19 protein-coding genes are annotated in these 22,540 nt (G+C 35.4%); 11 read left to right on the top strand and 8 right to left on the bottom strand.

The window, feature by feature from the left end; genetic code table 11:
• Positions 1-3 precede the first annotated feature (3 nt).
• The 11 genes from C8J95_RS12190 to C8J95_RS12145 all read left to right on the top strand — a co-directional run bounded on the left by C8J95_RS12190 (position 4) and on the right by C8J95_RS12145 (position 14,255).
• Positions 4-1,542: a tetratricopeptide repeat protein gene (locus C8J95_RS12190; protein ID WP_107808703.1), complete on the top strand. Its 1,539-nt coding sequence runs from the start codon at positions 4-6 to the stop codon at positions 1,540-1,542.
• A 506-nt stretch (positions 1,543-2,048) separates the two neighbouring features.
• Complete coding sequence (locus tag C8J95_RS18990; protein ID WP_255412795.1) at positions 2,049-2,177, top strand: hypothetical protein; 129 nt, start codon at positions 2,049-2,051, stop codon at positions 2,175-2,177.
• 48 nt (positions 2,178-2,225) lie between these two features.
• Positions 2,226-3,818, top strand: coding sequence for a hypothetical protein (locus tag C8J95_RS12185; RefSeq protein WP_107808574.1), 1,593 nt, complete (start codon positions 2,226-2,228; stop codon positions 3,816-3,818).
• Between the two features lie 215 nt (positions 3,819-4,033).
• A complete protein-coding gene (locus C8J95_RS12180; RefSeq protein ID WP_107808573.1) occupies positions 4,034-4,867 on the top strand; it encodes a dienelactone hydrolase family protein in 834 nt (277 codons plus the stop codon).
• Positions 4,868-4,870: 3 nt separating this feature from the next.
• Positions 4,871-6,118 carry a CinA family nicotinamide mononucleotide deamidase-related protein gene (locus C8J95_RS12175; protein ID WP_107808572.1) on the top strand — a complete coding sequence of 416 codons (1,248 nt, stop codon included), beginning with the start codon at positions 4,871-4,873 and terminating at the stop codon, positions 6,116-6,118.
• 140 nt (positions 6,119-6,258) lie between these two features.
• The gene (locus tag C8J95_RS12170) at positions 6,259-6,927 is read left to right on the top strand and encodes a head GIN domain-containing protein (protein WP_107808702.1); all 669 of its coding nucleotides are present in this window, start codon (positions 6,259-6,261) and stop codon (positions 6,925-6,927) included.
• A 153-nt stretch (positions 6,928-7,080) separates the two neighbouring features.
• Positions 7,081-9,144, top strand: coding sequence for a M13 family metallopeptidase (locus C8J95_RS12165; protein ID WP_107808571.1), 2,064 nt, complete (start codon positions 7,081-7,083; stop codon positions 9,142-9,144).
• Between the two features lie 108 nt (positions 9,145-9,252).
• Complete coding sequence (locus C8J95_RS12160) at positions 9,253-10,503, top strand: DUF2264 domain-containing protein (protein ID WP_107808570.1); 1,251 nt, start codon at positions 9,253-9,255, stop codon at positions 10,501-10,503.
• A gap of 91 nt (positions 10,504-10,594) precedes the next feature.
• Positions 10,595-11,173, top strand: a complete 579-nt coding sequence (locus C8J95_RS12155; RefSeq protein ID WP_107808569.1) for a hypothetical protein — start codon at positions 10,595-10,597, stop codon at positions 11,171-11,173.
• A gap of 74 nt (positions 11,174-11,247) precedes the next feature.
• The gene (locus C8J95_RS12150; RefSeq protein WP_107808568.1) at positions 11,248-13,320 is read left to right on the top strand and encodes a M13 family metallopeptidase; all 2,073 of its coding nucleotides are present in this window, start codon (positions 11,248-11,250) and stop codon (positions 13,318-13,320) included.
• 92 nt (positions 13,321-13,412) lie between these two features.
• Positions 13,413-14,255 (top strand): S9 family peptidase, encoded by an 843-nt coding sequence (locus tag C8J95_RS12145; RefSeq protein ID WP_107808567.1) that lies wholly within the window; start codon positions 13,413-13,415, stop codon positions 14,253-14,255.
• 67 nt (positions 14,256-14,322) lie between these two features.
• Here the strand turns inward: C8J95_RS12145 and C8J95_RS12140 are convergent, their stop codons facing one another.
• From C8J95_RS12140 to C8J95_RS12105, 8 genes are all read right to left on the bottom strand, one after another.
• Entirely contained in the window at positions 14,323-15,243 is a 921-nt protein-coding gene (locus C8J95_RS12140) for a M28 family peptidase (RefSeq protein ID WP_107808566.1), read from the bottom strand.
• Position 15,244: 1 nt separating this feature from the next.
• Positions 15,245-16,069, bottom strand: coding sequence for a flavin reductase family protein (locus C8J95_RS12135; RefSeq protein WP_107808565.1), 825 nt, complete (start codon positions 16,067-16,069; stop codon positions 15,245-15,247).
• A 64-nt stretch (positions 16,070-16,133) separates the two neighbouring features.
• Complete coding sequence (locus tag C8J95_RS12130) at positions 16,134-16,520, bottom strand: GxxExxY protein (protein ID WP_107808564.1); 387 nt, start codon at positions 16,518-16,520, stop codon at positions 16,134-16,136.
• 33 nt (positions 16,521-16,553) lie between these two features.
• Positions 16,554-17,801, bottom strand: coding sequence for a fumarylacetoacetase (gene fahA / locus C8J95_RS12125; protein WP_107808563.1), 1,248 nt, complete (start codon positions 17,799-17,801; stop codon positions 16,554-16,556).
• Positions 17,802-17,897: 96 nt separating this feature from the next.
• Positions 17,898-18,389, bottom strand: a complete 492-nt coding sequence (locus C8J95_RS12120; RefSeq protein ID WP_107808562.1) for a hypothetical protein — start codon at positions 18,387-18,389, stop codon at positions 17,898-17,900.
• A gap of 42 nt (positions 18,390-18,431) precedes the next feature.
• Positions 18,432-19,562 (bottom strand): 4-hydroxyphenylpyruvate dioxygenase, encoded by a 1,131-nt coding sequence (hppD, locus tag C8J95_RS12115; protein WP_107808561.1) that lies wholly within the window; start codon positions 19,560-19,562, stop codon positions 18,432-18,434.
• Positions 19,563-19,624: 62 nt separating this feature from the next.
• The gene (locus tag C8J95_RS12110) at positions 19,625-20,899 is read right to left on the bottom strand and encodes an acetyl-CoA hydrolase/transferase family protein (RefSeq protein WP_107808560.1); all 1,275 of its coding nucleotides are present in this window, start codon (positions 20,897-20,899) and stop codon (positions 19,625-19,627) included.
• Between the two features lie 24 nt (positions 20,900-20,923).
• Positions 20,924-22,078, bottom strand: coding sequence for a homogentisate 1,2-dioxygenase (locus C8J95_RS12105; RefSeq protein ID WP_107808559.1), 1,155 nt, complete (start codon positions 22,076-22,078; stop codon positions 20,924-20,926).
• Between the last annotated feature and the right edge of the window lie 462 nt (positions 22,079-22,540).

Below are 22,540 nucleotides of genomic sequence, written 5' to 3'. Positions count from 1 at the left end.
GCTATGATTCATAAAATTTATTTACTTGTTATATGCTCTTTCATATTATTAGTGAAAGCTCAGGATTATGAAGCTTATAGCAAAGTTCATAAAAAGATACTCCATAAAATAGCTCAGGAAGATTTTGACAAAGCACTTGTAGCTGCAGATTCATTGTATAAGAGTACTGTTATACCTGCATACAGAGTCCGCAGTTTATTGCTCATTGCAACATTATATCAACAAAAGAATGATATGGATAAAGCAATAAGTTATGCTGAAAAAGCTGATGAAATTATAAGAAGTACCGACGATTATGCATGGCAAACCAGAGTAAATGGTTTTTTAGCATCTCAGTACCGGTTTCTGAAACTCTATGATAAATCCAAGTATTACTTCCAAAAAGCATTGACGACAGCAAAGAAAATCAATAATCCTGTTGATGCTTATAAAGTGCAGGGACTTATGATGCAGGAACTAGCTCATTTCGATTTTGAACAACACCGTTATAAAGAGGCTATTAATAAGTATAAAGAAGCCCAAGGATATTTTGATAAATTTTCTTCAAAAGATTTTTTTATAGCTTCCAATGATCAATTGATGGGAATATGCTACATCAATACCGGAGAATACAAAAAAGCCATCGACTGTTACAATAGAGCATTACTCTTCACAGATAAGAAAATGCCGGAAAGCGCTTTGGCAGGAAGAATTTATCAGGAATTGGCATTGGCTTATATACGGAATGATGAACCAGATAAAGCTAAAATCTATCTGGACAGAGCTGAAGAATATGCCCGCAAGTCTGTATACATAGATCTGGATAAGGATATCTATCGCACGGTACAGGAATACTATACTAAGAAAAAAGATGCAAAAAGAATTTTTGCGGCTACAGGGAAAAAAGATTCTCTTTCTGCAGAAATAGAAGATCAGAATGCAGAGCTTATTAATAATGAATACCTCAGTCTGGAGAAAGAGAGTGCGGAAAAAACTAAGAAAGGACTTACTAAAGGTATATTGGTATATGTAGCAGTCCTTTTTATATTAGGAAATATATCGTTTTTTATTGTATACAGATACAGACAAAAAAAGCGCATTAATAAAATTCAGGATATACTGAATAAGCTTACTGAAGAAAATAAGTGGATGAAAACTAATCCAAAAAAAACTAAAAATAATATAACTTCAGCCATGTCAGAAGAGACGGAAAAAGCACTTCTGGAAAAACTAAATATATTTGAAGAGGAAGTGCGTTTTATAGATAAAAATATGTCATTGTCTTATATGGTAACCTTTATGGATACCAATACTAAATATCTCTCTTATATTATTAAGAAATACAGAGAAAAAGATTTTACTACCTATACCAATGAACTTCGGATTAAATATATTTTAAAAAAATTAAATACTGAACCAGTATACAGACAATATAAAATAAGTGCACTAGCTGATGAAGTAGGAATAAGTTCTCATAGTAAATTTACAACTACCTTTAAAAATATTACAGGTGTTTCACCCTCGGAGTTTATTAAGTTTATTAATGAAAATGAAAAAGCCTGACATTTTTTGTGCCCCAAATCTATCAGATTATACTTCCTCAATGCAATTTATACCATAGTACAAGTGCTTTATTCATATATTAAATTTTTTAATTCTCATTCTTAATAATATAAAAGGGATGTCTACAAAATAGGCCTTAATTATATTTTACAATTTTACATTACTGTATATCAGTATTTTATGTGAAAGCTGTTTTTCAACCTTTATTTGCCATTTTCCGGATTTTGACAACAGTAGTACTTTCGTGGTAGTCTTTATTACTAGTATTTTTGCACGTCTTTATCGATCGCCAAAGACAGGTGATAACAAACATTAGATTTAATCGTATAGGATACTCTGCATAATAAACTTTAGCAGGGTGTCTAAATAATATTATGGTCAGTAGTCAAAAGTTACTGTCTGGTTATTTCTAGCGCTCTTATCCCATAAAGAAGAATATTACAACACAAACAAATGTATTAATGAATGATTTAAAAAAAGAGGAGTATGTATCTCCAAGATTTGAGATGTTCCTAATAGAGATGGAACAAGGAATAGCTGCTGGTTCAGCTAAAGTACTTCCACCAAATTCAGGTGGACAAGTTCAGGAAGAATGGACTCAGGGGGATGACGATAACAGAACCATTGAATGGTAATCGGATTGTAACAAATAAATATGAAATAAATTTATTACCTCACAAACAATGAAAAACTTAAAAATAACAATTGCGGCTTTTATGTTATCCGGTTCACTTCTGATAACATCATGCAGAAGCTCAGACAACGCAATAGATAATCCAGGTGATAATCTAATCACAAATGGTTCTGCTCTTATAAAGATGAACTTACTCGGAAGTGAATTTGAAAGCGAGACTATTTCAACTAATATGGCATCCGCCAGGCAGTTAAAAGTAGGCTCAACTGTAAAAGAGCAGGTAAGCACTTTTATGGCTGGAGAACAACCTGTTATTGCTACCCTTACTCCTGTTATTACATCAGCAATTGCTACGCAAGCTGCAATTAATCCTATGGCAGACGTCGTTAGGAATCCATTAAAAGGACCTAATGTAAAATACCGTGTGATTGCCTACAGAACAAGTAGCGGAGCCAAAGTAGCCAGTAATGTATATACAATAGATGCTAATGGGGGTTCTACAGCAGATAGTGGAGATATGATGTTAGATGGAGATACTGAAGCACTTAATAAATACGATTTTGTAGTACTGTCATATAATTCTTCAACTGTTCCGGCTGATGTTACCGGAAATATTTCAACCGCGACTTTGCCAAGTATTTCAGGAGATAATGACCTAATGTACTTCCGTACCAATAATGTAAGGGTATCCAAAGGAGATAATGTATTGAATGTTATATTGACACATAAATTCAGTCAGATTACTACAACTATAGATGCTTCTGCTGTAGCACCGGGAACTCCTATTTCTTCTATAGGTAATGGGATCACTTTTGACAAACATCGTGGAGGAACGGTTAATAGTATAAAATTATCTGACGGAACTGTTACTTTTGGAGCTGCAACAACTACAAAAGTGGTTGGTTTTACTGCACCAACACTAGCCAGTGCAATTTGGACAAGTAATCCTACATTATTAGCTAATCCGGGAGCTGCAGCTGGGGATATGTCAACATTGAACTTTCCAAATACAGCAGGCGGAACAATTACTGTAGGGTCTAAAACTAAAAGAAATTTTACAGTCAATAATTTAGTTGTTACTCCAGGAGTGAAATATAACCTTAAGCTGAAGTTTGCATGTACAACAAATGCAACACCAACCTGGCCTTTTAATATGTCTGATTCCGGATCAGGAACAAGACTGACAAGAACATTCAATGCACCAGCTGCAGATGCTGGTTTTATATTTGATGTTTATGAGCTGGATAACTCTTTTAACATGACAATTAATGGAGTTGATCTTGCTACTCAGGAAATTCAGTTTCAGTCTGGTGTAGTTGATTATCCCCAAAATATCAGATTTAAATCAGATGGGTCACGATGGGGTGAAAACGGAGTACCACAGATATACTCCTTAGGAAGTTCAACAAATTCAACTCCGATTATCAGGATTACAATCGGACCGGATGGTTCAGTTTCTATGATGGGAAGAAGAAGCTTGACTTCTAATCTGGAGCCTCTTGAATTGTATGGTGGCACCCGTTTCAATACTGTTACATGGAAAACGACAGGTTCAAATACTGTTGATGCAACCATGTTGGTAACCGGAGCTACTGTAATGCGAGGTTTAGGAGTAGGTAAGAAAATAGTACCTTGTCCTTAAACAATAAACTCAATCACTTATTACTTTCCATAAAGAAGAAGAAAAACTGTTAATATCCGGTGCTTATTTGTCATCATCCTATTTTTGTTAGTTAACAGTCTGAAGGCAGGCATCCGTAAGGATGCCTGTTTTTATTTATTGTGATGAATAAAAGAACATAAATAAGCTTTATTAAAAGCATATTTTTTAATTTTACTTTACCAAGAAACAATAATATGAAAATACAAATCTTGTCCGTGTCATTATTGCTTTTACTGTCAGGCGCAATAGCTTGTAAGAAAACGCCGGAGAATACTGATGCTAAATACAGAACAAATCTACAGAAAGAGATTACTACCGAAGATCTTACGTATTCCGAAAACGGTAAAACGTTTAAATCTTTTCTGGCTTTTGATAAAAATAAGCCCGGAAAGCTGCCTGTAGTGTTTATTATCCCGGAATGGTGGGGCATGAATGATTATGTGAAAAACCGCGCAAAACAACTGGCAGATTCAGGATATATGGCTATAGCTGTGGATATGTATGGTGAAGGAAAGATGGTTGATAATCCGGATGATGCCGGAAAGCTGGCGAAACCATTTTATGGTAATGCAGATCTTGCAAGGCAAAGTTTTGAAGCAATATTGAAACAGATTGAAAAAAATGAAAAAGCAGATACGGGTAAAATGGCAGCAATAGGCTATTGTTTTGGAGGAGCTATGGCTCTTAATATGGCCAGAATTAATGAACCGCTGAAAGGTGTGATAAGTTTTCACGGAAATCTGATGACCGGAGTGAAGCCTTTAACGAATAAGATACCTATACTCGTACTGAACGGAGAAGATGATACATTTGTATCCAAAGATGAAATAGCATCATTTAAAAAGCAGATGGATTCTGCCGGAGTTCAGTATAAATTTGTTAACTATCCAGAGGCAATACACTCTTTCACGAATCCCGACGCTACAGCGGTTGGAAAAAAATATAAACTGAAGGTTGCCTATAATGAAGCCGCAGATAAAGCTTCATGGGAAGAGATGATAACCTTTTTTAATAAAATCTTTAAATAAAAATTGAAAACAGCGACGATTATTACTATTGGTGACGAGATTTTGTCTGGGAACACCGTAGATACCAATTCCAACTTTATAGCTCGTGAGCTAAAAGATATCGGAATAAAAGTTCAGCAAATTTTCACCATTTCAGATGAGGTTTCTGAAATTGAAAACTTTTTAAAAACAGCATTAGAAAATAGTGATCTTGTAATTACAACCGGAGGCTTAGGGCCAACAAAGGATGATAAAACCAAAAAAGCCTATGCCGGTTTTTTTCATGATGAATTAGTTTTTTCCGAAGAACTCTATGAGAAATTAGGAAAATACTTAGAAAAAAGAGGCCGTCTTGAGTTATTAGAACGCAACAGAAACCAGTGTGAGGTATTATCAAAAGCAACAATTTTTGATAACTATTATGGTACAGCCCCATGTCAGATGGTGGAACAAAGCGGTAAATTTATCTTTTGCTTGCCTGGTGTACCCTTCGAAGTAAAGCCACTAATAAAGGATCAGATTATACCATTTCTGAAGCAGCAATGGGAACTTAGTTTTATTCATACACGTATTATCAGTGTTGTAGGGGTTCCCGAAAGTCTGCTTTCCGATACTATTGAAGACTGGGAATTAGCATTGCCTGCGAATGTGAGTCTGTCTTATCTTCCGGTAGGAACAAGAGTGAAACTTAGATTAACCGGAACCGGGGAGAATCAGACCATACTTGAAGAGCAACTGGAGCAGTTGATACAACCGTTGAAATCTCTAATCGGAGATCATGTAATTGCCTGGTCCGAAGATGCTATAGAAAATATTCTGGCTTCTCTTTTATTCGATAAAGCGCTAACAGTTTCTACTGCAGAGAGTTGTACTACCGGACAATTAGCAAGGTTACTGACTTCTGTTTCGGGAAGCAGTAGCTATTATAGAGGAGGGATTATTCCTTATTTTACTGAAATGAAATCACAATTGTTGAATGTTTCGGAAGACACTATAAAGGAACACACTGTAGTAAGTAAAGAAGTAGCTATAGAAATGGCAAAATCCTGTCAAAAGCTTTTTAGTTCTGATATTGCAATATCCTCTACCGGTGTTTCTGGTCCCAATAAAGGGGAAGATGGTAAAGATATAGGAACCGTTTATTACGCAATAGCAAAAGGAGATGAGGTAAGAGTTTTTCATTTATTTTTGCCCGGTTTTGAAAGAAATGACTTTGTGAATTTTGTTTCTCAAAAAATTATAGAAACACTTATTGTGTGGTTGGAGGAATAGAAGTTTTTTATTTTAGTGTATTGTTGTTTAGTTAGTTGTGATTTAAAATGGTGATTAACTTAAAACTAATTTATACTTGTTTAATATTTTTCTAACATTTTATGGCAGGAATATTGCGGTCTGTTTTTAAAATAACTATTATGAAAAATATTTTAGCAGGTGCTATCGCCATAGTTGCAGTTCAGTTTTCTTTCGCACAAACGGTAAAAGATGTTGGAACATTTAGTTCCCTGAAAGTTTACGATAAAATTCCGGTAGTACTGGTTCCTTCTACATCCAATAAAGTAGAAGTAAAAGGAAAGAAAGCTTCCGATATTGAAGTTGTCAATAAAAACGGAGAGCTAAAAGTAAGAATGACAACAACTAATCTTTTACAGGGAGATGATGTGAAAGTAAGAGTATTCTATGATAGACTAAATGATATCCAGGCTAGTCAGGGAGCGACGGTAAGTAATGAAGGAGTATTAGAAGGCAATAAAATTGTACTTACTGCCAATGAAGGATCCTCAATCATCATGGGGCTAAAAGCCAAAACATTAGAAGTAAAGTCTAATACTGGTGGACTTATAACACTGTCCGGGCATGCAAACAATCAAAGCGCAATTGTAAATACAGGTGCCAAATATTATGGTAAACAATTGACAACTGCCACTACAAGTATTACTGTAAATGCCGGAGGTGAAGCGGAAGTTTCAGCAACGGAATCTGTAGATGCTAAAACACGTGCCGGAGGTAATATCACGGTATATGGTAATCCCGCAGATAAGAAAACTAAGAAAATTGCCGGAGGTAACATTAGTTTTAAATAAACTAAGAAAATAATAACATCAAAAAAAGCTGCTGTGAAACTTCACAGCAGCTTTTTTATGAATTAAGGTACATGCAAAATAATAGGTTATAATTATGTTAAGAATTGTTTAAAAATAATTAATATCTTTATCTGATTGATTAAATCTGTGTATATGAAAAAAATAACTTTTGCAGCATTAGCTTTTTCTCTTTGTTTTACAGGAGTTCAGGTAAATGCTCAACAAAAAAAAGGAAAGACTGTGGCGACAAAAACGCAAAAGGACGAGGGGCTAAATCTTAGCTACAGGGATACATCTGTACGCCCGCAAGACGACTTCTTTAACTATGTAAATGGCGGTTGGCTGAAAACTGCAAAAATCCCTTCTGATAAATCTAGTTGGGGATCTTTTAATCAGTTAAGAGAAGATACTGATAATAACTCCATGAATATTCTGAAAGAGATTCTGAAATCTAAATATCCTGCAGGATCTGAAGGTCAGAAAATTCAGGCACTCTATACAACATATACTGATTGGACTAAAAGAAATGCTTTAGGAATATCTCCAATTAAAGCTGATCTTGATAAAGTAGATGCTATTAAAGATCTAAAAAGTTTCCAGCAATATATCGATCAGGCAACCCTTACAGGTGATAATCCATTCTATGGATGGGGAGCCGGTGCTGATATGAAAAACTCCAAAATGAATGCCGTTTATTTGGGAGGACCAAGATTAGGATTAGGTAAAGACTACTATCAAAAAGAAAATGAAGCGAATACTGCAATTTTAGCAGATTATAAAAACTATATCACAACATTATTAGGAGTAATTGGTTATCAAAATTCAGCGTCAGTAGCTCAGAATGTTTTAGATTTTGAAAAGAAAATGGCTAAAACATTACTAACGAACGAGCAGGCAAGAGATGCCAATCTTCGTTATAACCCTAAGACGGTAGCTGAACTTCCTGTTTTGGTTAAAAATGTAGATCTTCCTGACTATTTAAAAACAGTTGGTGTAAATACTGATAAGGTAATTATAGGTGAAATTAATTATTATAAAAACCTGGATTCTTTTATCAATCAGGAAAATCTTCCTTTAATTAAAGATTATCTTAAATACAGAATTATAGCTTCTAATGCTTCTGATCTGGATCAGAAATTGGATGATATTCAGTTTAATTTCTATAGCAAGAGAATGCAGGGCCAACAAGAACAGAGATCTATGGACAAAAGAGGTTTATCTTTTGTAAATGGTATTGTAGGTGAAGCTTTCGGGAAACTTTATGTAGAGAAATATTTCCCCGCAGAGGCAAAAGCTGAGATGGTGGTATTAGTAGATTATGTTAAGAAAGCATTTGCAAGCCGTATTAAAAAACTTGACTGGATGTCTTCTGTAACTAAGGAAAAAGCATTGGATAAACTTAATAAGTTTACTGTAAAAGTTGCTTACCCTGATAAATGGAAGGATTATTCTAAATTAACATTGAAGTCTGATGCAGATGGTGGTTCACTTTATAGCAATCTTCAGGAGATTTCTAAGTGGCAGTACCAGAAAGGCCTTGAAAAAGTAGGTAAACCTGTAGATAAGACAGAATGGGGAATGACACCACAGACTGTTAACGCATATTACAGTTCTTCAAACAACGAGATTGTATTCCCAGCAGCTATTCTTCAGCCTCCTTTCTTCAACTTTAAAGCAGATGCTGCTGTTAATTTTGGTGGAATCGGAGCTGTAATTGGACACGAAATTTCTCACGGATTCGACGATAGTGGTTCTCGTTTCGATGGTGATGGTAATCTGAATAACTGGTGGACAGACGAAGACAGAAAGAAATTTGAGGCAGCAACTCAAAAATTGGGTGCGCAATATGATACTTATGAGCCGGTAAAAGGATCTCACGTGAATGGTAAATTTACAATGGGAGAGAATATTGGGGATTTAGGTGGAGTTAATGTTGCCTATGAAGCATTACAAATGTACCTTAAAGATAAGGGTAACCCAGGTAAAATCAGTGATCTTACTCAGGATCAAAGATTCTTTATGTCTTGGGCAACTGTATGGAGAACTCTATCTACTGACCAGTACAAAGTGAATCAGGTTAAAACTGATCCGCATTCACCAGGAGAGTACAGAGCTTTTGCACCGTTGGTAAATGTTGATGCATTCTATAATGCCTTTGATATTAAACTAGGAGATAAACTTTATAAAAAACCAGAAGACAGAATTAAAATCTGGTAATTATAAACCATAAAATAATACAAAAACCATCCTAAAGGGTGGTTTTTGCTTTTTGTAGTAATAAAAATGTTAACTTAGTCAACCATAAAAACTAACTAAATAACCAACATGAGAAACATCAAATTAATAATTGTGATGCAGTTTGCTGTATTAAGCTGTGCATCTCAGTTATTCGGACAATCCTCCAAAGGATATGTACCCAAAGATGGTCAGGAAGACCGTAAATTCTGGGTGAAAACATTAGATAAAATTGCTTATCCTGTAGTTCATAATCTGGCAGAAGGTACTCTTCGGAAAAATATGCCGGTGGAAATACCTCCTGGGCTAAAGCCAGACTTCTTTAATAAAGTAACACATCTTGAAGCTGTAGGCCGGACTATGGCAGGTATAGCACCTTGGCTGGCATTACCGGATGACAATACGGAAGAATCCAAAGTAAGATCCAGACTAAGAACTGAACTCTTGAAAGGCCTTAAAAATGCTGTTGATCCTCAGAATCCGGATTATCTTAATTTCAGAACAGAAAAGCAGCCGATTGTAGATGCCGCTTATATGGCACATGCCTTTATAAGAGCGCCAAAAGCATTATGGGAACCTTTGGATGAAACGACTAAAAAAAGAGTAATTGAAGAATTTAAAGCACTTCGTACAAGATCTGGAGCATATAATAACTGGTTGTTATTTGCAGGGTTAAATGAAGCGTTTCTACTAAGTGTAGGAGAGCAGCCTGATCCAGTCCGTATTGAGTTTGCTAAAAGAAAAATATTGGAATGGTACCAGGGAGACGGCTGGTATAGTGACGGGCCAAGTATGAGTATAGACTACTATAATTCCTATGTTATCCATCCTATGCTGGTAGATTTTTTCAAAGTTTTGCTGGATCGTAAAATGATCCGACAAGAAGAATACGATCAGGCAGTAAAAAGAATGGTTCGTTATTCAGAGTTTACAGAACGATTTATCAGCCCTGAAGGTACTTATCCACCATTCGGAAGAAGCATTACTTACAGAACAGCTGCATTCCAGGCACTAGGACAAACGGCACTGATGCATAAATTACCTGATTATATAGACCCTGCACAGGTAAGATGCGGGCTTAGTGCGGTTATGCACAGAATGTACGATCATGCTAATAACTTTGATAAAGCAGGATGGCTGGTACTAGGATTTAATGGTCATCAGCCGGGAATAGCGGATTATTATACATCCACCGGAAGTTTGTATATGGCAACGTTAGGTTTCCTGCCTCTAGGATTGCCGGCTATGGATAAATTTTGGACTAACCCTCCCGCTGCATGGACTGCTAAAAAAGCTTGGGCAGGAGAGCCTTTTCCTAAAGATTACCATGTAGAATATTAATATTTTAAAACCACTCTGATCACAGAGTGGTTTTTTTGTAACAGAATATTTATAAATGAACAAAATAAATTATTTTTATAAAAAATAATTTATGAAGGAATTTCTACAGAATACTTATAATCGATTGTTAAAGGATTTTCAGACTATTTTATCTATAGCTTATTTATTCGCAGTTGGTATAGGAATGATTTTCAATTACCGGAAATACAGTCATTTTAATATCAATATATTTGATTATGCTGATATTACAGATTTTCTGATTGCACCGTTTGCCGATTACAGAATTTTTCTGTTCACATTTATATCTGTACTTATTTTAGGAGCTATTTATAAACTAGATTCTTATATCAAGGAAAAGCGTCCCAGAATTTACAAAATCTACAGTTTTCAGAACTATACATCATGGTTTTCATCTATGTATTACAATGGGATTTCGATTTTACTGATTATTCCGTTTTATATATGGCTGGCGGCAGGAGTATATGGGAAATTTTCTCAAAGAAAGATAATAAAAGATCAACCAGTGAGCTTTTTGTATTCTGACAATACCGAAGAGCAGGCAAAATTAATTGGGAAGACTAAAACCGTTTTATTTCTGTTGAAAAATGATGAGGTAAAGGTTGTGCAGCTTTCTTCAATTAAAAGCTATAAATTACAGAAAGAGTTGTAACTTTTCAGTGATTTTATCTACTCATTGTGTAAATTTATAAAGCCTATACATAGGCTTTTCGTTAAAATAATATTATGAAAAAATTGACTACCAGTCTGTTAGTGGCCGTTTCACTTCTTTCAACAGGAGTAGTAATGGCTCAAAAAAAGAATACAAAAACAATTCAAAGTACAAAAAGTTCGACAATGAAAGATGAAGGCCTTCATCTGGAAAATATGGATAGAAAAGTACGTCCACAAGATGATTTTTACAATTACGTAAACGGTAGCTGGATGAAAACAGCAAAAATTCCTTCTGACAAATCAAGTTGGGGAGCTTTTAATGAACTTGCTGAAGCTACAGACAATCAGTCTCTGACAATCTTGAACAATATTCTGAAAGACTCTTTTTCAAAAGGTAGTGAAGGTCAGAAAATTCAGGATCTCTACGGGACTTTCATGGACATGAATAAGAGAAACGCAGATGGTATTAAGCCTGTTCAGGCTGACTTAGCAAAAATTGATGCTATTAAAAACCTTAATGATCTGCAGTCTTATCTAAAAGAATCGACAAGACAAGGGTTCAATCCTTTCTATGAGTGGGGTGTAGATGCTGATTTAAAAGATTCTAAAATGAATGCTGTTTACCTTGGTGCAGCAGATTTAGGTTTAGGTAGAGATTACTATCAGAAAGAGAATGCTGAAAATGCTAAAACAGTAGCTGAATATCAGAAATATATTGCTTCAATTTTAGATATTTTAGGGTATAAGAATTCAGCTGAAACTGCTAAAAATATTTTTGCTTACGAGAAAGATATGGCGAAGTCATTGCTTACCGTAGAGCAGATTCGCGATGCCAATCTTCAGTATAATCCGGAGACTATGGATCAACTGAAAGGGTTGGTAAAAAATGTAGACTTACCAGCTTATCTGACAGCTGTAGGGGTAAATACAAATAAAGTTATTGTAGGTGAATTAAACTATGTTAAAAACCTGGATAAGTTCCTTACAGAGCAAAATATTCCGTTAATTAAAGATTACCTGAAATTCCACCTTATTTCTTCTAATGCCGGGCGTTTAGATCAAAAACTGGATGATATTCAGTTTAACTTCTACAGCAAGTATCTAAGAGGACAAAAAGAGCAAAGAGCAATGAACAAAAGGGGACTTTCTCTTATCAACGGAGTTCTTGGAGAAGCTTTCGGTAAACTGTATGTAGAAAAATATTTCCCTCAGCAGTCTAAAACAGAAATGCTAACGCTAATTGATTATCTGAAGAAAAGCTTTGCTAAACATATTAATGATTTAACATGGATGTCTTCTGAAACTAAAGTAAAAGCTTTAGATAAACTGAATAAATTCACTGTAAAAGTAGGATATCCGGATAAGTGGAAAGATTATACTAAGCTTGAGCAAACATCAGTGAAAGATGGTGGCTCTTTATATGCTAACCTTCAGAAAGTATCCGAATGGAGCTATCAGAGAGAATTAAATAAAATTGGTAAGCCAGTAGATAAGGCAGAGTGGGGAATGTCTCCACAAACTGTGAATGCATATTACAATCCTACAAACAACGAGATTGTATTCCCTGCAGCAATTCTACAGCCACCATTTTTTAACATCAAAGCAGATCCTGCGGTTAACTTTGGTGGAATTGGTGCTGTAATTGGTCACGAGATGTCTCATGGGTTCGATGATAGTGGTGCTACTTTCGATGGTGACGGAAATTTGGTTAACTGGTGGTCTGATGCTGACTTGAAGAACTTTAAGGATGCTACAACAAAGCTGGCAAAACAGTTTAGTCAGTACGAGCCAGTAAAAGGAACGCACATCAATGGTGAGTTTACTAATGGAGAAAATATTGGTGACCTTGGTGGCGTAAATGTGGCTTATGATGCACTGCAGATGTACCTGAAAGATAAAGGTAATCCAGGAAAGATCAGTGGATTTACACAAGATCAAAGATTCTTTATGTCATGGGCTACCGTATGGAGAACATTGATGACGGAGAAAGCTACAATCAATCAGATTAAAACTAATGAGCATGCCCCGGGAGAATTCAGAGCTTTTGGTCCATTAGTAAATACTGATGCTTTCTACAAAGCGTTTGATGTGAAGCCAGGTGATAAATTGTATAAGAAACCTGAGGACAGAGTTAAAATCTGGTAATCAAATAATAATTTATATAAGCGGAAAGTTGCTCTTTTAAAGGGCAGCTTTCTTTTTTAGATGGAATTCATTGTTTAACTTTAAAAATAAAAATGAACATCATAACAGAAAAAAATATCCTTATAGAAAACCCTGAAACCCAAAGATTTCTGGCAGATGCTTATTATCCGGAAACTGAAGAAAAGTTACCCTTAGTAATCTTTGCACATGGTTATAAAGGCTATAAAGATTGGGGAACCTGGGGACTAATGGCAGAAGCATTTGCAAAGGCAGGATATTTCTTTGTTAAATTCAACTTTTCACATAACGGAACAACTATAAATGATCCGGATAATTTTGGTGATCTGGAAGCTTTTGGAAATAATAATTATACAAAAGAGTTGTCCGATTATCAGAAGGTTATCAATTATTTTGAAAACCATCCTAAGGTGGATGCTGAAAAGATTTCAATTATTGGGCATAGCAGAGGTGGTGGTGATACTGTTTTGCAGGCGCAAAGGGATCCAAAAGTTAAGGCATTGATTACATTAGCAGGAGTTAATAATTTTGTAACCCGATTCCCGAAAAATGATCGATTAGAACGATACAGAGAAAATGGAGTTTTCTATGTAACTAACGGGAGAACAAAGCAGGAAATGCCTCACTACTGGCAGTTTTATGAAAACTTCCGGGAAAATGAATCCGAATTAGATATACAAAAGGCAGCACAGAATCTTCAAAAGCCTTATCTGATTATTCATGGGACTGAGGATGAAGCAGTAAAAATAAAAGAAGCTGAGCTGTTACACAAGTGGGCAAAGAATTCTGAGCTAAAAATTATTGATGGAGCGGATCATGTTTTTGGTGGAAGAGAACCATGGAGTAATGATACTTTACCAACGGATTTGGAAAAAGTAATTAATTACTCAACAGAGTTTCTTGATAGAGTACTATAAAGAGTGTGAAAACATAATTGCTTATTGTAAAATAAAAAAAGGATGAATAATTTCATCCTTTTTTTATTTATTGAAGTGGCTTTACATATTTAGGTTTAAAGTCCTTTTTCATCAGTTGATCAATTGTTTTAGCAAAACTATTAACAATCTGAGTGAGATTCTGAGTATTGATGACATTAATATCATCATTTACCTGATGGTAATGATTTTGATGTTCCATATCCACAGTAGAGAAGGAGTGGGCAACAATACCTTTCTTTACAAAATTTACATTGTCGGAACGGAAGAATAATTTCTCAGATAAGTAAGGATCAGGAGCTACTTCGAAGCCTTTCGGAGCATTGGCATTAATAATCTCGTCCAGATCAGACTGATCGTGCCCTGTCATATATACTTTATTTAATCCAAAAGCAGAAGGTGTTCCCAGCATTTCGAAATTGAACAAAGCTTTTATTTTAGGAATATAAGTCTGGAATTTTTCGTCATTAGCCAGATATTTAGAACCCACTAATCCTATTTCTTCACCATTAAAGGCCATAAAAATAAGTCCTTCTTTGGTCTTTTTTTCTTTATAATAATCGGATAAACCGATAACTGTACTTACACCGCTGGCATCATCATCTGCACCATTAAAGATTTTATCCTCACCTTCTTTTGCCTCTCCAATGTGATCAAAGTGAGCTCCGAAAGCGATATAGCTATCCTCAGTTCCTTTTTTTACACCACATACATTGTAATAAGTTTTTCCGTCTTTATAGGTAAAAGGTACAAGATAGGAATCACCATAGCAGTAATCCAGCTTGTTCTGCTTGAATTGCTCAGCGATATACTGGGCAGCTTTCAGATTTTCTTCAGTACCAAACTTTCTGCCTTTCATTTCATCAGAGGCCAATGTTGATACAATTTCTTTAATTCTTGTTTCCTTTATTTCCTGAGAGAAATATAAGCCTGAAGCCAGACCAAATGCAAGTATTGCAATATTTTTCATATTAACTGATTTTTAAAATTTTCCAGGCTTCTTCAATATTATTTTTTAATAATAATTCCTGAGCCTTCTCATGAATCTCTTTCTGATCGCTGAAACTTCCTTCCGGCAAAGATTCGATATTAGCCAGCATTCCAAGATCGTTTCCGGTGAAAATAATGCTGTATCTTATTTGTTTGGGTAATTTGTCAAGACCAATTCCTTTAGTAACTAAAGGCTTCGGAACTTCAAAAAGATTGTCGGCTGTATTACGGGAATACCAATTTCCGCCTAACCGTGCAACCAGATCTAGTTTTCTCTGATCCAGATTTCCTTCTTCATTCAGATATTCTTCACGGATGTGAATTTTTATAACTTCACATATCACCAAATTTCCGGCACCACCTTCTTCTCCCAATGATTTTATTTCATTGATTTTACATTCGAAATTTACAGGACATTCGGCAATTAATGGTGGTTTTACAAGGTCTGCAGGCTTCATTGTTAATCCTGCTTTTATAAACTCATTTACACCCTCTTCATATTCTGTACTTGCCAGAGAAACTTGTTGTACAATCGGGAAATTTACAATTCCGATTACTACTTCAGGAGTATCGTGTACATTATGCAATGTATGTTTTGTAGTATTATCTCTTACCCTTCTGGAAGGAGAAAAAATAATAATCGGAGGTTTAGTACTGAACATATTGAAAAAGCTAAACGGGCTTAAATTTACATTGCCCTCAGCATCTACAGTACTTGCAAAAGCAATAGGCCTTGGTGCTATTGCTGTCTGCATTATTGTTTGTAATTGTTGTCCGGGTATATCTTGTGGCAGGATTGACTTCATATTATTATTTAACCATAAAAGTTACAAAAGTTTAGTAGAGTTATTATTTTAGTTGTTCAAAATATTAGCTCACAAAAGTTTCTTGTCCTTCATGGTAGAGGTTTTTTACATTGAAATTTATTAATATTCCTTTAGGCTTCTTCATTAAATTGATATAGCTGATTAATTGAGCTCTGTGTATATCATTAATTTCTGAAACCGACTTTAGCTCTAAAACTATAGCATCTTCAATTAGAAAATCACAAAAGAAATCACAGTTCAGGAATTTACCTTTATAGTTTAAAGAAATTTTGGACTGAGAAACAAAGGAAATATTTCTTAATTTAAATTCTTCTTCCAAACATTTATGGTATATACTTTCTAAAAGTCCAGGACCTAAAATTTTGTGAACTTCAATACAAGCTCCGTTTATTTTATAGGTTAAGTCTTTTAGATAGTCCTGAGTAAGCATTCTGGAATGAAACTTTTGTGTCTTTTGTGGTTATTAAGTTGATGGAAGTATTTTCGCTTTTACCTCGCCGAAGCCTACACGTTTTCCATCTTTTTCGTTATACGCTCTCATAATAACAGTGTCATTATCTTCAATGAATTTACGCTCTGTACCATCGGAAAGTTTTAGTGGATTAGAACCTCTCCATGTCAGTTCCAGCATAGAGCCAAATGATTTAGGATCTTTTCCGGATATTGTACCACTGGCATACATGTCCCCAACTTCAATATTACAACCGTTTATAGTATGATGAGCAAGTTGCTGAGCCATATTCCAATACATATACTTGTAATTACTTTCTGAAATAAGATTTTCAGCTCCGTTTTCTGGCTGAATATAAACTTCCAGTTGTATGTCAAAATTTTTGTTTCCTTCGAACTGAAGATACTCCAATACTTCAGGATCTTGTTTAGGAGACTCTATACGGAATATATCCAGTGCTTCCAGGGTGACAATCCATGGAGAGATAGAAGATCCGAAATTCTTGCCTAAAAATGGCCCTAATGGTACATACTCCCAAGATTGGATGTCTCTTGCACTCCAGTCATTGAAGATTACCATTCCAAAGATAGCGTCTTCAGCATCTTTTGTAGAGATAGATTCCCCCATCTCGGTGTCTTTATTGGTAATGAAAGCCATTTCCAGTTCGAAATCCAATTGCTTAGACGGACCGAATATTGGTTTGTCCTGATCTGCCGGTTTCATTTGTCCTTTTGGTCTGTGGATATTGATTCCGGAAACTACAATTGAAGAAGCTCTTCCGTGATAACCTACAGGAAGATGTTTCCAGTTTGGAAAAAGCGCATTTTCCGGATCACGGAAAAGTGAGCCTACGTTAGTTGCATGATCTATGCTGCTGTAGAAATCTGTATAATTAGGGATATGCAGAGGCAGCATCATTTGTACGTCTTCAGAATCGAAAAAGCAGCTTTCTATAGCTATCTCGTCTTTTGAAAGAGTAGAACCCTCTGTTAATAATTCCTGTATTCTTTCTCTTACTTTTGTGGTAATAGGTTTACCCAATTCTATAAAAGGATTTAGGGTATAAGCTTCAAAGATATTATCATCCAGACCGTCAATGTTTTCGAAGTAGCCTTCGTCGTAAAGAGTAGCAAGATCAATTACCTGATTGCCAATTCTTGTAGCGCACGCAATGTATTCCTGGTTGAATACTGCAACACCAAAAGGAATATTGTATATTGAAAAATCTGTTGATTCGGAATTTTCTACGAATGATTTCATAAATTAAATAGAATTTTATTTAATAAAAAGGTTCAAAAAAATGTGTACTAAAAATACAACATTTCCTTGAACCTGAGTTTTGTTATTTATCGAAGATTATTTTCTCTTCTGTACTTTTTTAGATTCTTTTGCTTTATCCAGATAATGAATCTCAATCCATTTTTCACGGGTATTGATATTAGTAAAGTAATAGTAACCTTTACGATGACTTAGTAATAAATTATAGGTTAAAGGATAGCTCATTGCTTTGTCTTCCAGTTTATCAAGCCTTATAGATACCGCATTGTGATTTCTTACGACATCACCTGTAAAGATGTTGGAGTATTCCTGTTTTGTACTTTTATCTTCAATAATCTCAATCATTGTAACCTGATTGTTCGGACGGAATTCCAGGATATGCTTTTCAGAATGATCTGTAGAATCTTTTACAGTAATGAATTTCTTTCCTTCCAGAATAAATTCATCATAATCCTTTCCTGAATTTTCACTGCTTAGCCTGTCCAGCTTTTTGATAATAGCACCATAACTCTGAGCCTGTACTATTGTACCGGCGGTAATAAGAGTTAAAACCAGAAGTATTTTTCTCATCTTATAAATTTAGTAAAACTAAGACAAAAATTAATCCAAACATTATAAATTTCCTCTTCTTGCTTGTTCTTTTTCTAAAGCTTCAAATAGAGCCTTGAAATTACCAGCTCCGAAACTCTGGGCTCCATGTCTTTCGATAATTTCAAAAAACAGGGTAGGACGGTCTTCTACAGGCTTAGTAAAGATCTGAAGAAGGTAACCTTCCTCATCACAATCGATAAGGATTCCAAGATCCTGAAGTTTTTTGATGTCTTCATCGATGTGGCCAACTCTGTCAGGTACCATGTCATAGTAAGCTTCCGGAGGTGGAGAAAGGAATTCTACACCACGCTTTTTTAGTTCGCCTACAGTATGAATAATATCTTTTGTAGCTACAGCAATGTGTTGTACACCTTCGCCTTCGTAGAAATCCAGATATTCTTCTACCTGAGATTTCTTTTTACCTTCTGCAGGTTCGTTGATCGGGAATTTTGCATAACCATTACCGTTAGACATTACTTTAGACATTAGTGCCGAATATTCTGTATTGATTTGCTTATCATCAAAAGATAGAATATTTACAAATCCCATTACCTTTTCATACCACTCAACAGTCGGAACCATACGATCCCAGCCTACATTTCCGACACAGTGGTCTACATATAATAGACCTGTTTCAGTAGGATTATAATCGCTTTCCCACTTCTCATAGCCAGGCATAAATGTTCCGCTGTAATTCTTTCTTTCTATAAACATATGTACCGTTTCGCCATAAGTGTAGATTCCGGACATTCTCACTTCACCGTATTCATCGGTTAAAGTAACAGGTTCCAGATATGGTTTTCCACCTCTTTTAGTAGTTTCTTCAAATGCTTTATAAGCATCATCCACCCAAAGTGCTAAAACTTTTACACCGTCACCGTGTTTCTTTACATGTTCTGAAACCGAACTATCTGATCTAAGTCCTGTAGTAAGAATCAGACGAATTTTTCCCTGCTGAAGTACGTAAGAAGCACGGTCTCTAACCCCAGTTTCAGGGCCTGCATATGCAATTGACTGAAATCCGAATGCTGTCTTATAGAAGTGTGCGGCTTGTTTGGCATTACCAACATAAAATTCAATATAGTCTGTACCATTGATTGGCAGGAAGTTTTCTGCCTGCGCAATCTTTTCGGCGAATGTTAATGTAGACATTTTTTTACTTTTAGATTATGAAATGCAAAATACTATTTTTTAGCGAATGCCACTAACAATTGTTAGTTTTTAAATCTTTCATGAGCAGCTCTTTCCAACATCTCTCTGTCATCCGGATGAGAGATATCTATAAGTGCTTTAGCTCTCTGTCTCAGATTTTTACCATACAGGTAAGCTGTACCATATTCAGTTACTACATAATGAATGTGACCTCGGGTTGTTACTACACCAGCTCCTTCCTTCAGGAATGGAACAATTCTCGGAACACCTTTTTTTGTACGTGAGGTAAGCGCCATAATAGGTTTCCCGCCTTCACTAAGCGCAGCTCCTCTCATAAAATCCATTTGCCCCCCAATACCGCTGTACTGGTAAGTGCCAATAGAGTCCGCGCAAACTTGTCCTGTAAGATCAATTTCTATAGCGGAATTTATGGCATGCATTTTATGATTTTTCATAATATTGATAGGGAAGTTCACATGCTGAACGTCTAAGAAAGCTATAGAAGGATTATCATCTACAAAGTCATAGAGTTTTTTAGTCCCAAAGCAAAAACTGGTAATACTTACGTTGTCATGAAAACCTTTGTATTTGTTGTTAACAATATCATCTTTAATAAGGTTAATAACACCATCACTCAGCATTTCTGTATGAATACCCAAATCCTTGTGATTTCCCAGACATTTAAGGACAGCATCCGGTATTGTACCAATACCCATTTGTATTGTAGCTCTGTCATCAATAAGTTCAGCAACATGTTTTCCAATCAGTGCCTCTTCCTCTCCAACTTTAGATCCGTAATCTATTGTCATTAGTTCTTCCTCATGCCATACCATTTTGTCGATTCTGTTCACATGAACCATTCCGTCACCATGAGTTCTTGGCATTTTAGGATTGACAATAGCGATAACTATTTTAGCCGAGTCTACAGCAGATCTCGCAATATCAACTGAAGTTCCCAATGTACAGTAACCATGTTTATCCGGAGGAGAAACTGTAATAATAGCTACATCCAGCGGTAGTATATTATTTTTGAAGAGAATCGGAATTTCGCTAAGGAAAATAGGGACAAAATCGCCTCTGTCCGAGTTTACAGCCTCTCTTACAGGAGTCGACACAAACAGGGAGTTGATATGGAAATTATCTTTATATTCTGGTCTTGCAATAGCTACAGCACCTTGTTGGGTGATGGATACCATTTCTATATCCTTAAAGCGGGAAGACTGATTGGCAAGTTCGTTTAATAAATAATTGGGAGTACAGGCACTACCGTGGGAAAATATTCTGTCACCACTTTTAATAACAGATATAGCCTCCTCGGCACTTACATATTGATACATATATTACTATTATAAGTTATTATCTTAATCTAACCATGAAGTTTTATAAGTAGGATCTTCTACCTTCAGCGCCTCTTCGGTTAATTTTAAAGGTCTGAAAGGATCTACCATTACAGCATATTCATGGGTTTCTTTTTGTCCTATGCTTCGTTCCATAGCACCCGGATGAGGTCCGTGTACAATACCTCCGGGATGAAGAGTAAAATCACATAAATCAATATGATTCCGGCTCATAAAGTCACCTTCTGCATAGAAGAGCACTTCATCGGAATCTATGTTACTATGGTTATACGGAGCAGGAATAGACAGAGGGTGGTAATCGTACATTCTGGCTACAAAAGAGCATACTACAAAGTTATGACCTTCGAAAGTCTGATGTACTGGCGGTGGTTGATGAATCCGGCCTGTAATAGGCTCGAAATTCTTAATATTAAATTTGAAAGGGTAAAAATAACCATCCCATCCAACAACATCGAAAGGATGTGTTGCGTAAACAAAATCGGTAATCTGATTTTCTTTTTTTACTTTTATAACAAAGTCACCTTTTTCATCTATCGGATCAACATGGACAGGAGCTTCTATATCCCTCTCACAGAAAGGAGAATGTTCTAGTAGTTGCCCAAATTCATTTCGATACCTCTTTGGAGTATAAATAGGTGAATGACTTTCTATAAAGAACAGAATACTGTCTTCATCTTTAAATTCTATCTGATAAATGGTACCACGAGGAATAATGAGATAATCTCCATATCCAAATTCAAGATTGCCTACGAATGTTTTCAGAATACCTGAACCTCTTTGTACAAATAATAATTCGTCGCATTCTGCATTCTTATAAAAATATTCTGTTACCGATTTCCGAGGTTTGGCAATACCCATTTTAAGATCATTATTCAGCATAAGAACCTTTCGGCTATCCAAAAAATCATCCTCGGCCTGTACTTTCATGCCCTGAATTCGTCTCGGGATGATGTTTTTCTCCACTGCGATTTTAGGGGTAACATCTTTTACACCTCTTATTTCTTTAATTTGGGTAGGTCTGTGTGTATGATATAGTAAAGAAGAAATTCCATGGAATCCTTCTGTACCAAACAGTTGTTCGTAATAAAAATTACCTTCTTCAGATTTGAAGATGGTATGTCTTTTCTGTGGAATTTTTCCGTTGTGATGGTATCTCATAAATCAGGTTGTGACTTTCTCAAATTTACTCAAATTATCACACGTGAAGAAAAAATAGCCCAAGAATATGGAATGATATACTTCATAGTATCGTTTATTTGTTTAAAAAAAATGTTCTGGTTAGGTGTTTTTATGCGGTATCATGTGTATGAGTAATTTTGGGAGTGTAACTTTATCGAAGAAGGACTTCATTGAGAATAGAATAGTCAAATTGAAAGAAATACGGTGCTTTTCCACTAACAAAAGTTATTGGATAAAACTTTATTTTTCTTTACATTATTCTCAATTATATTCAGCTGCAGATCTGGTGATTCCAATAATCTGAATGAAAACCCAACGAGCTTAATCATAGATTTAAAATTTAAATTATCGTACAAATGTCTATAGATAATTTAGAGATTACTGAAGAGTAAAAATAACTGCTATGTTATTTTCAAGTTCTTACTAATATTGAATATAACA

It is taken from the genome of Elizabethkingia sp. YR214 (assembly GCF_003058195.1).
GTDB lineage: Bacteria > Bacteroidota > Bacteroidia > Flavobacteriales > Weeksellaceae > Elizabethkingia.
The sequence above is the reverse complement of the archived record's forward strand: the minus strand, read 5'-3'. Positions and strand labels throughout refer to the sequence as shown.

What these genes read in the sequence shown, in the direction of transcription:
- C8J95_RS12150 (WP_107808568.1), top strand. Translation starts at nt 11,248, where the DNA reads ATGAAAAAATTGACTACCAGTCTGTTAGTGGCCGTTTCACTTCTTTCA.
- C8J95_RS12130 (WP_107808564.1), bottom strand. Translation starts at nt 16,520, where the DNA reads ATGCTTACTCAGGACTATCTAAAAGACTTAACCTATAAAATAAACGGA.
- C8J95_RS12180 (WP_107808573.1), top strand. Translation starts at nt 4,034, where the DNA reads ATGAAAATACAAATCTTGTCCGTGTCATTATTGCTTTTACTGTCAGGC.
- C8J95_RS18990 (WP_255412795.1), top strand. Translation starts at nt 2,049, where the DNA reads ATGTTCCTAATAGAGATGGAACAAGGAATAGCTGCTGGTTCAGCTAAA.
- hppD (WP_107808561.1), bottom strand. Translation starts at nt 19,562, where the DNA reads ATGTCTACATTAACATTCGCCGAAAAGATTGCGCAGGCAGAAAACTTC.
- C8J95_RS12155 (WP_107808569.1), top strand. Translation starts at nt 10,595, where the DNA reads ATGAAGGAATTTCTACAGAATACTTATAATCGATTGTTAAAGGATTTT.
- C8J95_RS12145 (WP_107808567.1), top strand. Translation starts at nt 13,413, where the DNA reads ATGAACATCATAACAGAAAAAAATATCCTTATAGAAAACCCTGAAACC.
- C8J95_RS12185 (WP_107808574.1), top strand. Translation starts at nt 2,226, where the DNA reads ATGAAAAACTTAAAAATAACAATTGCGGCTTTTATGTTATCCGGTTCA.
- C8J95_RS12160 (WP_107808570.1), top strand. Translation starts at nt 9,253, where the DNA reads ATGAGAAACATCAAATTAATAATTGTGATGCAGTTTGCTGTATTAAGC.
- C8J95_RS12110 (WP_107808560.1), bottom strand. Translation starts at nt 20,899, where the DNA reads ATGTATCAATATGTAAGTGCCGAGGAGGCTATATCTGTTATTAAAAGT.
- fahA (WP_107808563.1), bottom strand. Translation starts at nt 17,801, where the DNA reads ATGAAATCATTCGTAGAAAATTCCGAATCAACAGATTTTTCAATATAC.
- C8J95_RS12190 (WP_107808703.1), top strand. Translation starts at nt 4, where the DNA reads ATGATTCATAAAATTTATTTACTTGTTATATGCTCTTTCATATTATTA.
- C8J95_RS12135 (WP_107808565.1), bottom strand. Translation starts at nt 16,069, where the DNA reads ATGAAGTCAATCCTGCCACAAGATATACCCGGACAACAATTACAAACA.
- C8J95_RS12170 (WP_107808702.1), top strand. Translation starts at nt 6,259, where the DNA reads ATGAAAAATATTTTAGCAGGTGCTATCGCCATAGTTGCAGTTCAGTTT.
- C8J95_RS12105 (WP_107808559.1), bottom strand. Translation starts at nt 22,078, where the DNA reads ATGAGATACCATCACAACGGAAAAATTCCACAGAAAAGACATACCATC.
- C8J95_RS12165 (WP_107808571.1), top strand. Translation starts at nt 7,081, where the DNA reads ATGAAAAAAATAACTTTTGCAGCATTAGCTTTTTCTCTTTGTTTTACA.
- C8J95_RS12120 (WP_107808562.1), bottom strand. Translation starts at nt 18,389, where the DNA reads ATGAGAAAAATACTTCTGGTTTTAACTCTTATTACCGCCGGTACAATA.
- C8J95_RS12140 (WP_107808566.1), bottom strand. Translation starts at nt 15,243, where the DNA reads ATGAAAAATATTGCAATACTTGCATTTGGTCTGGCTTCAGGCTTATAT.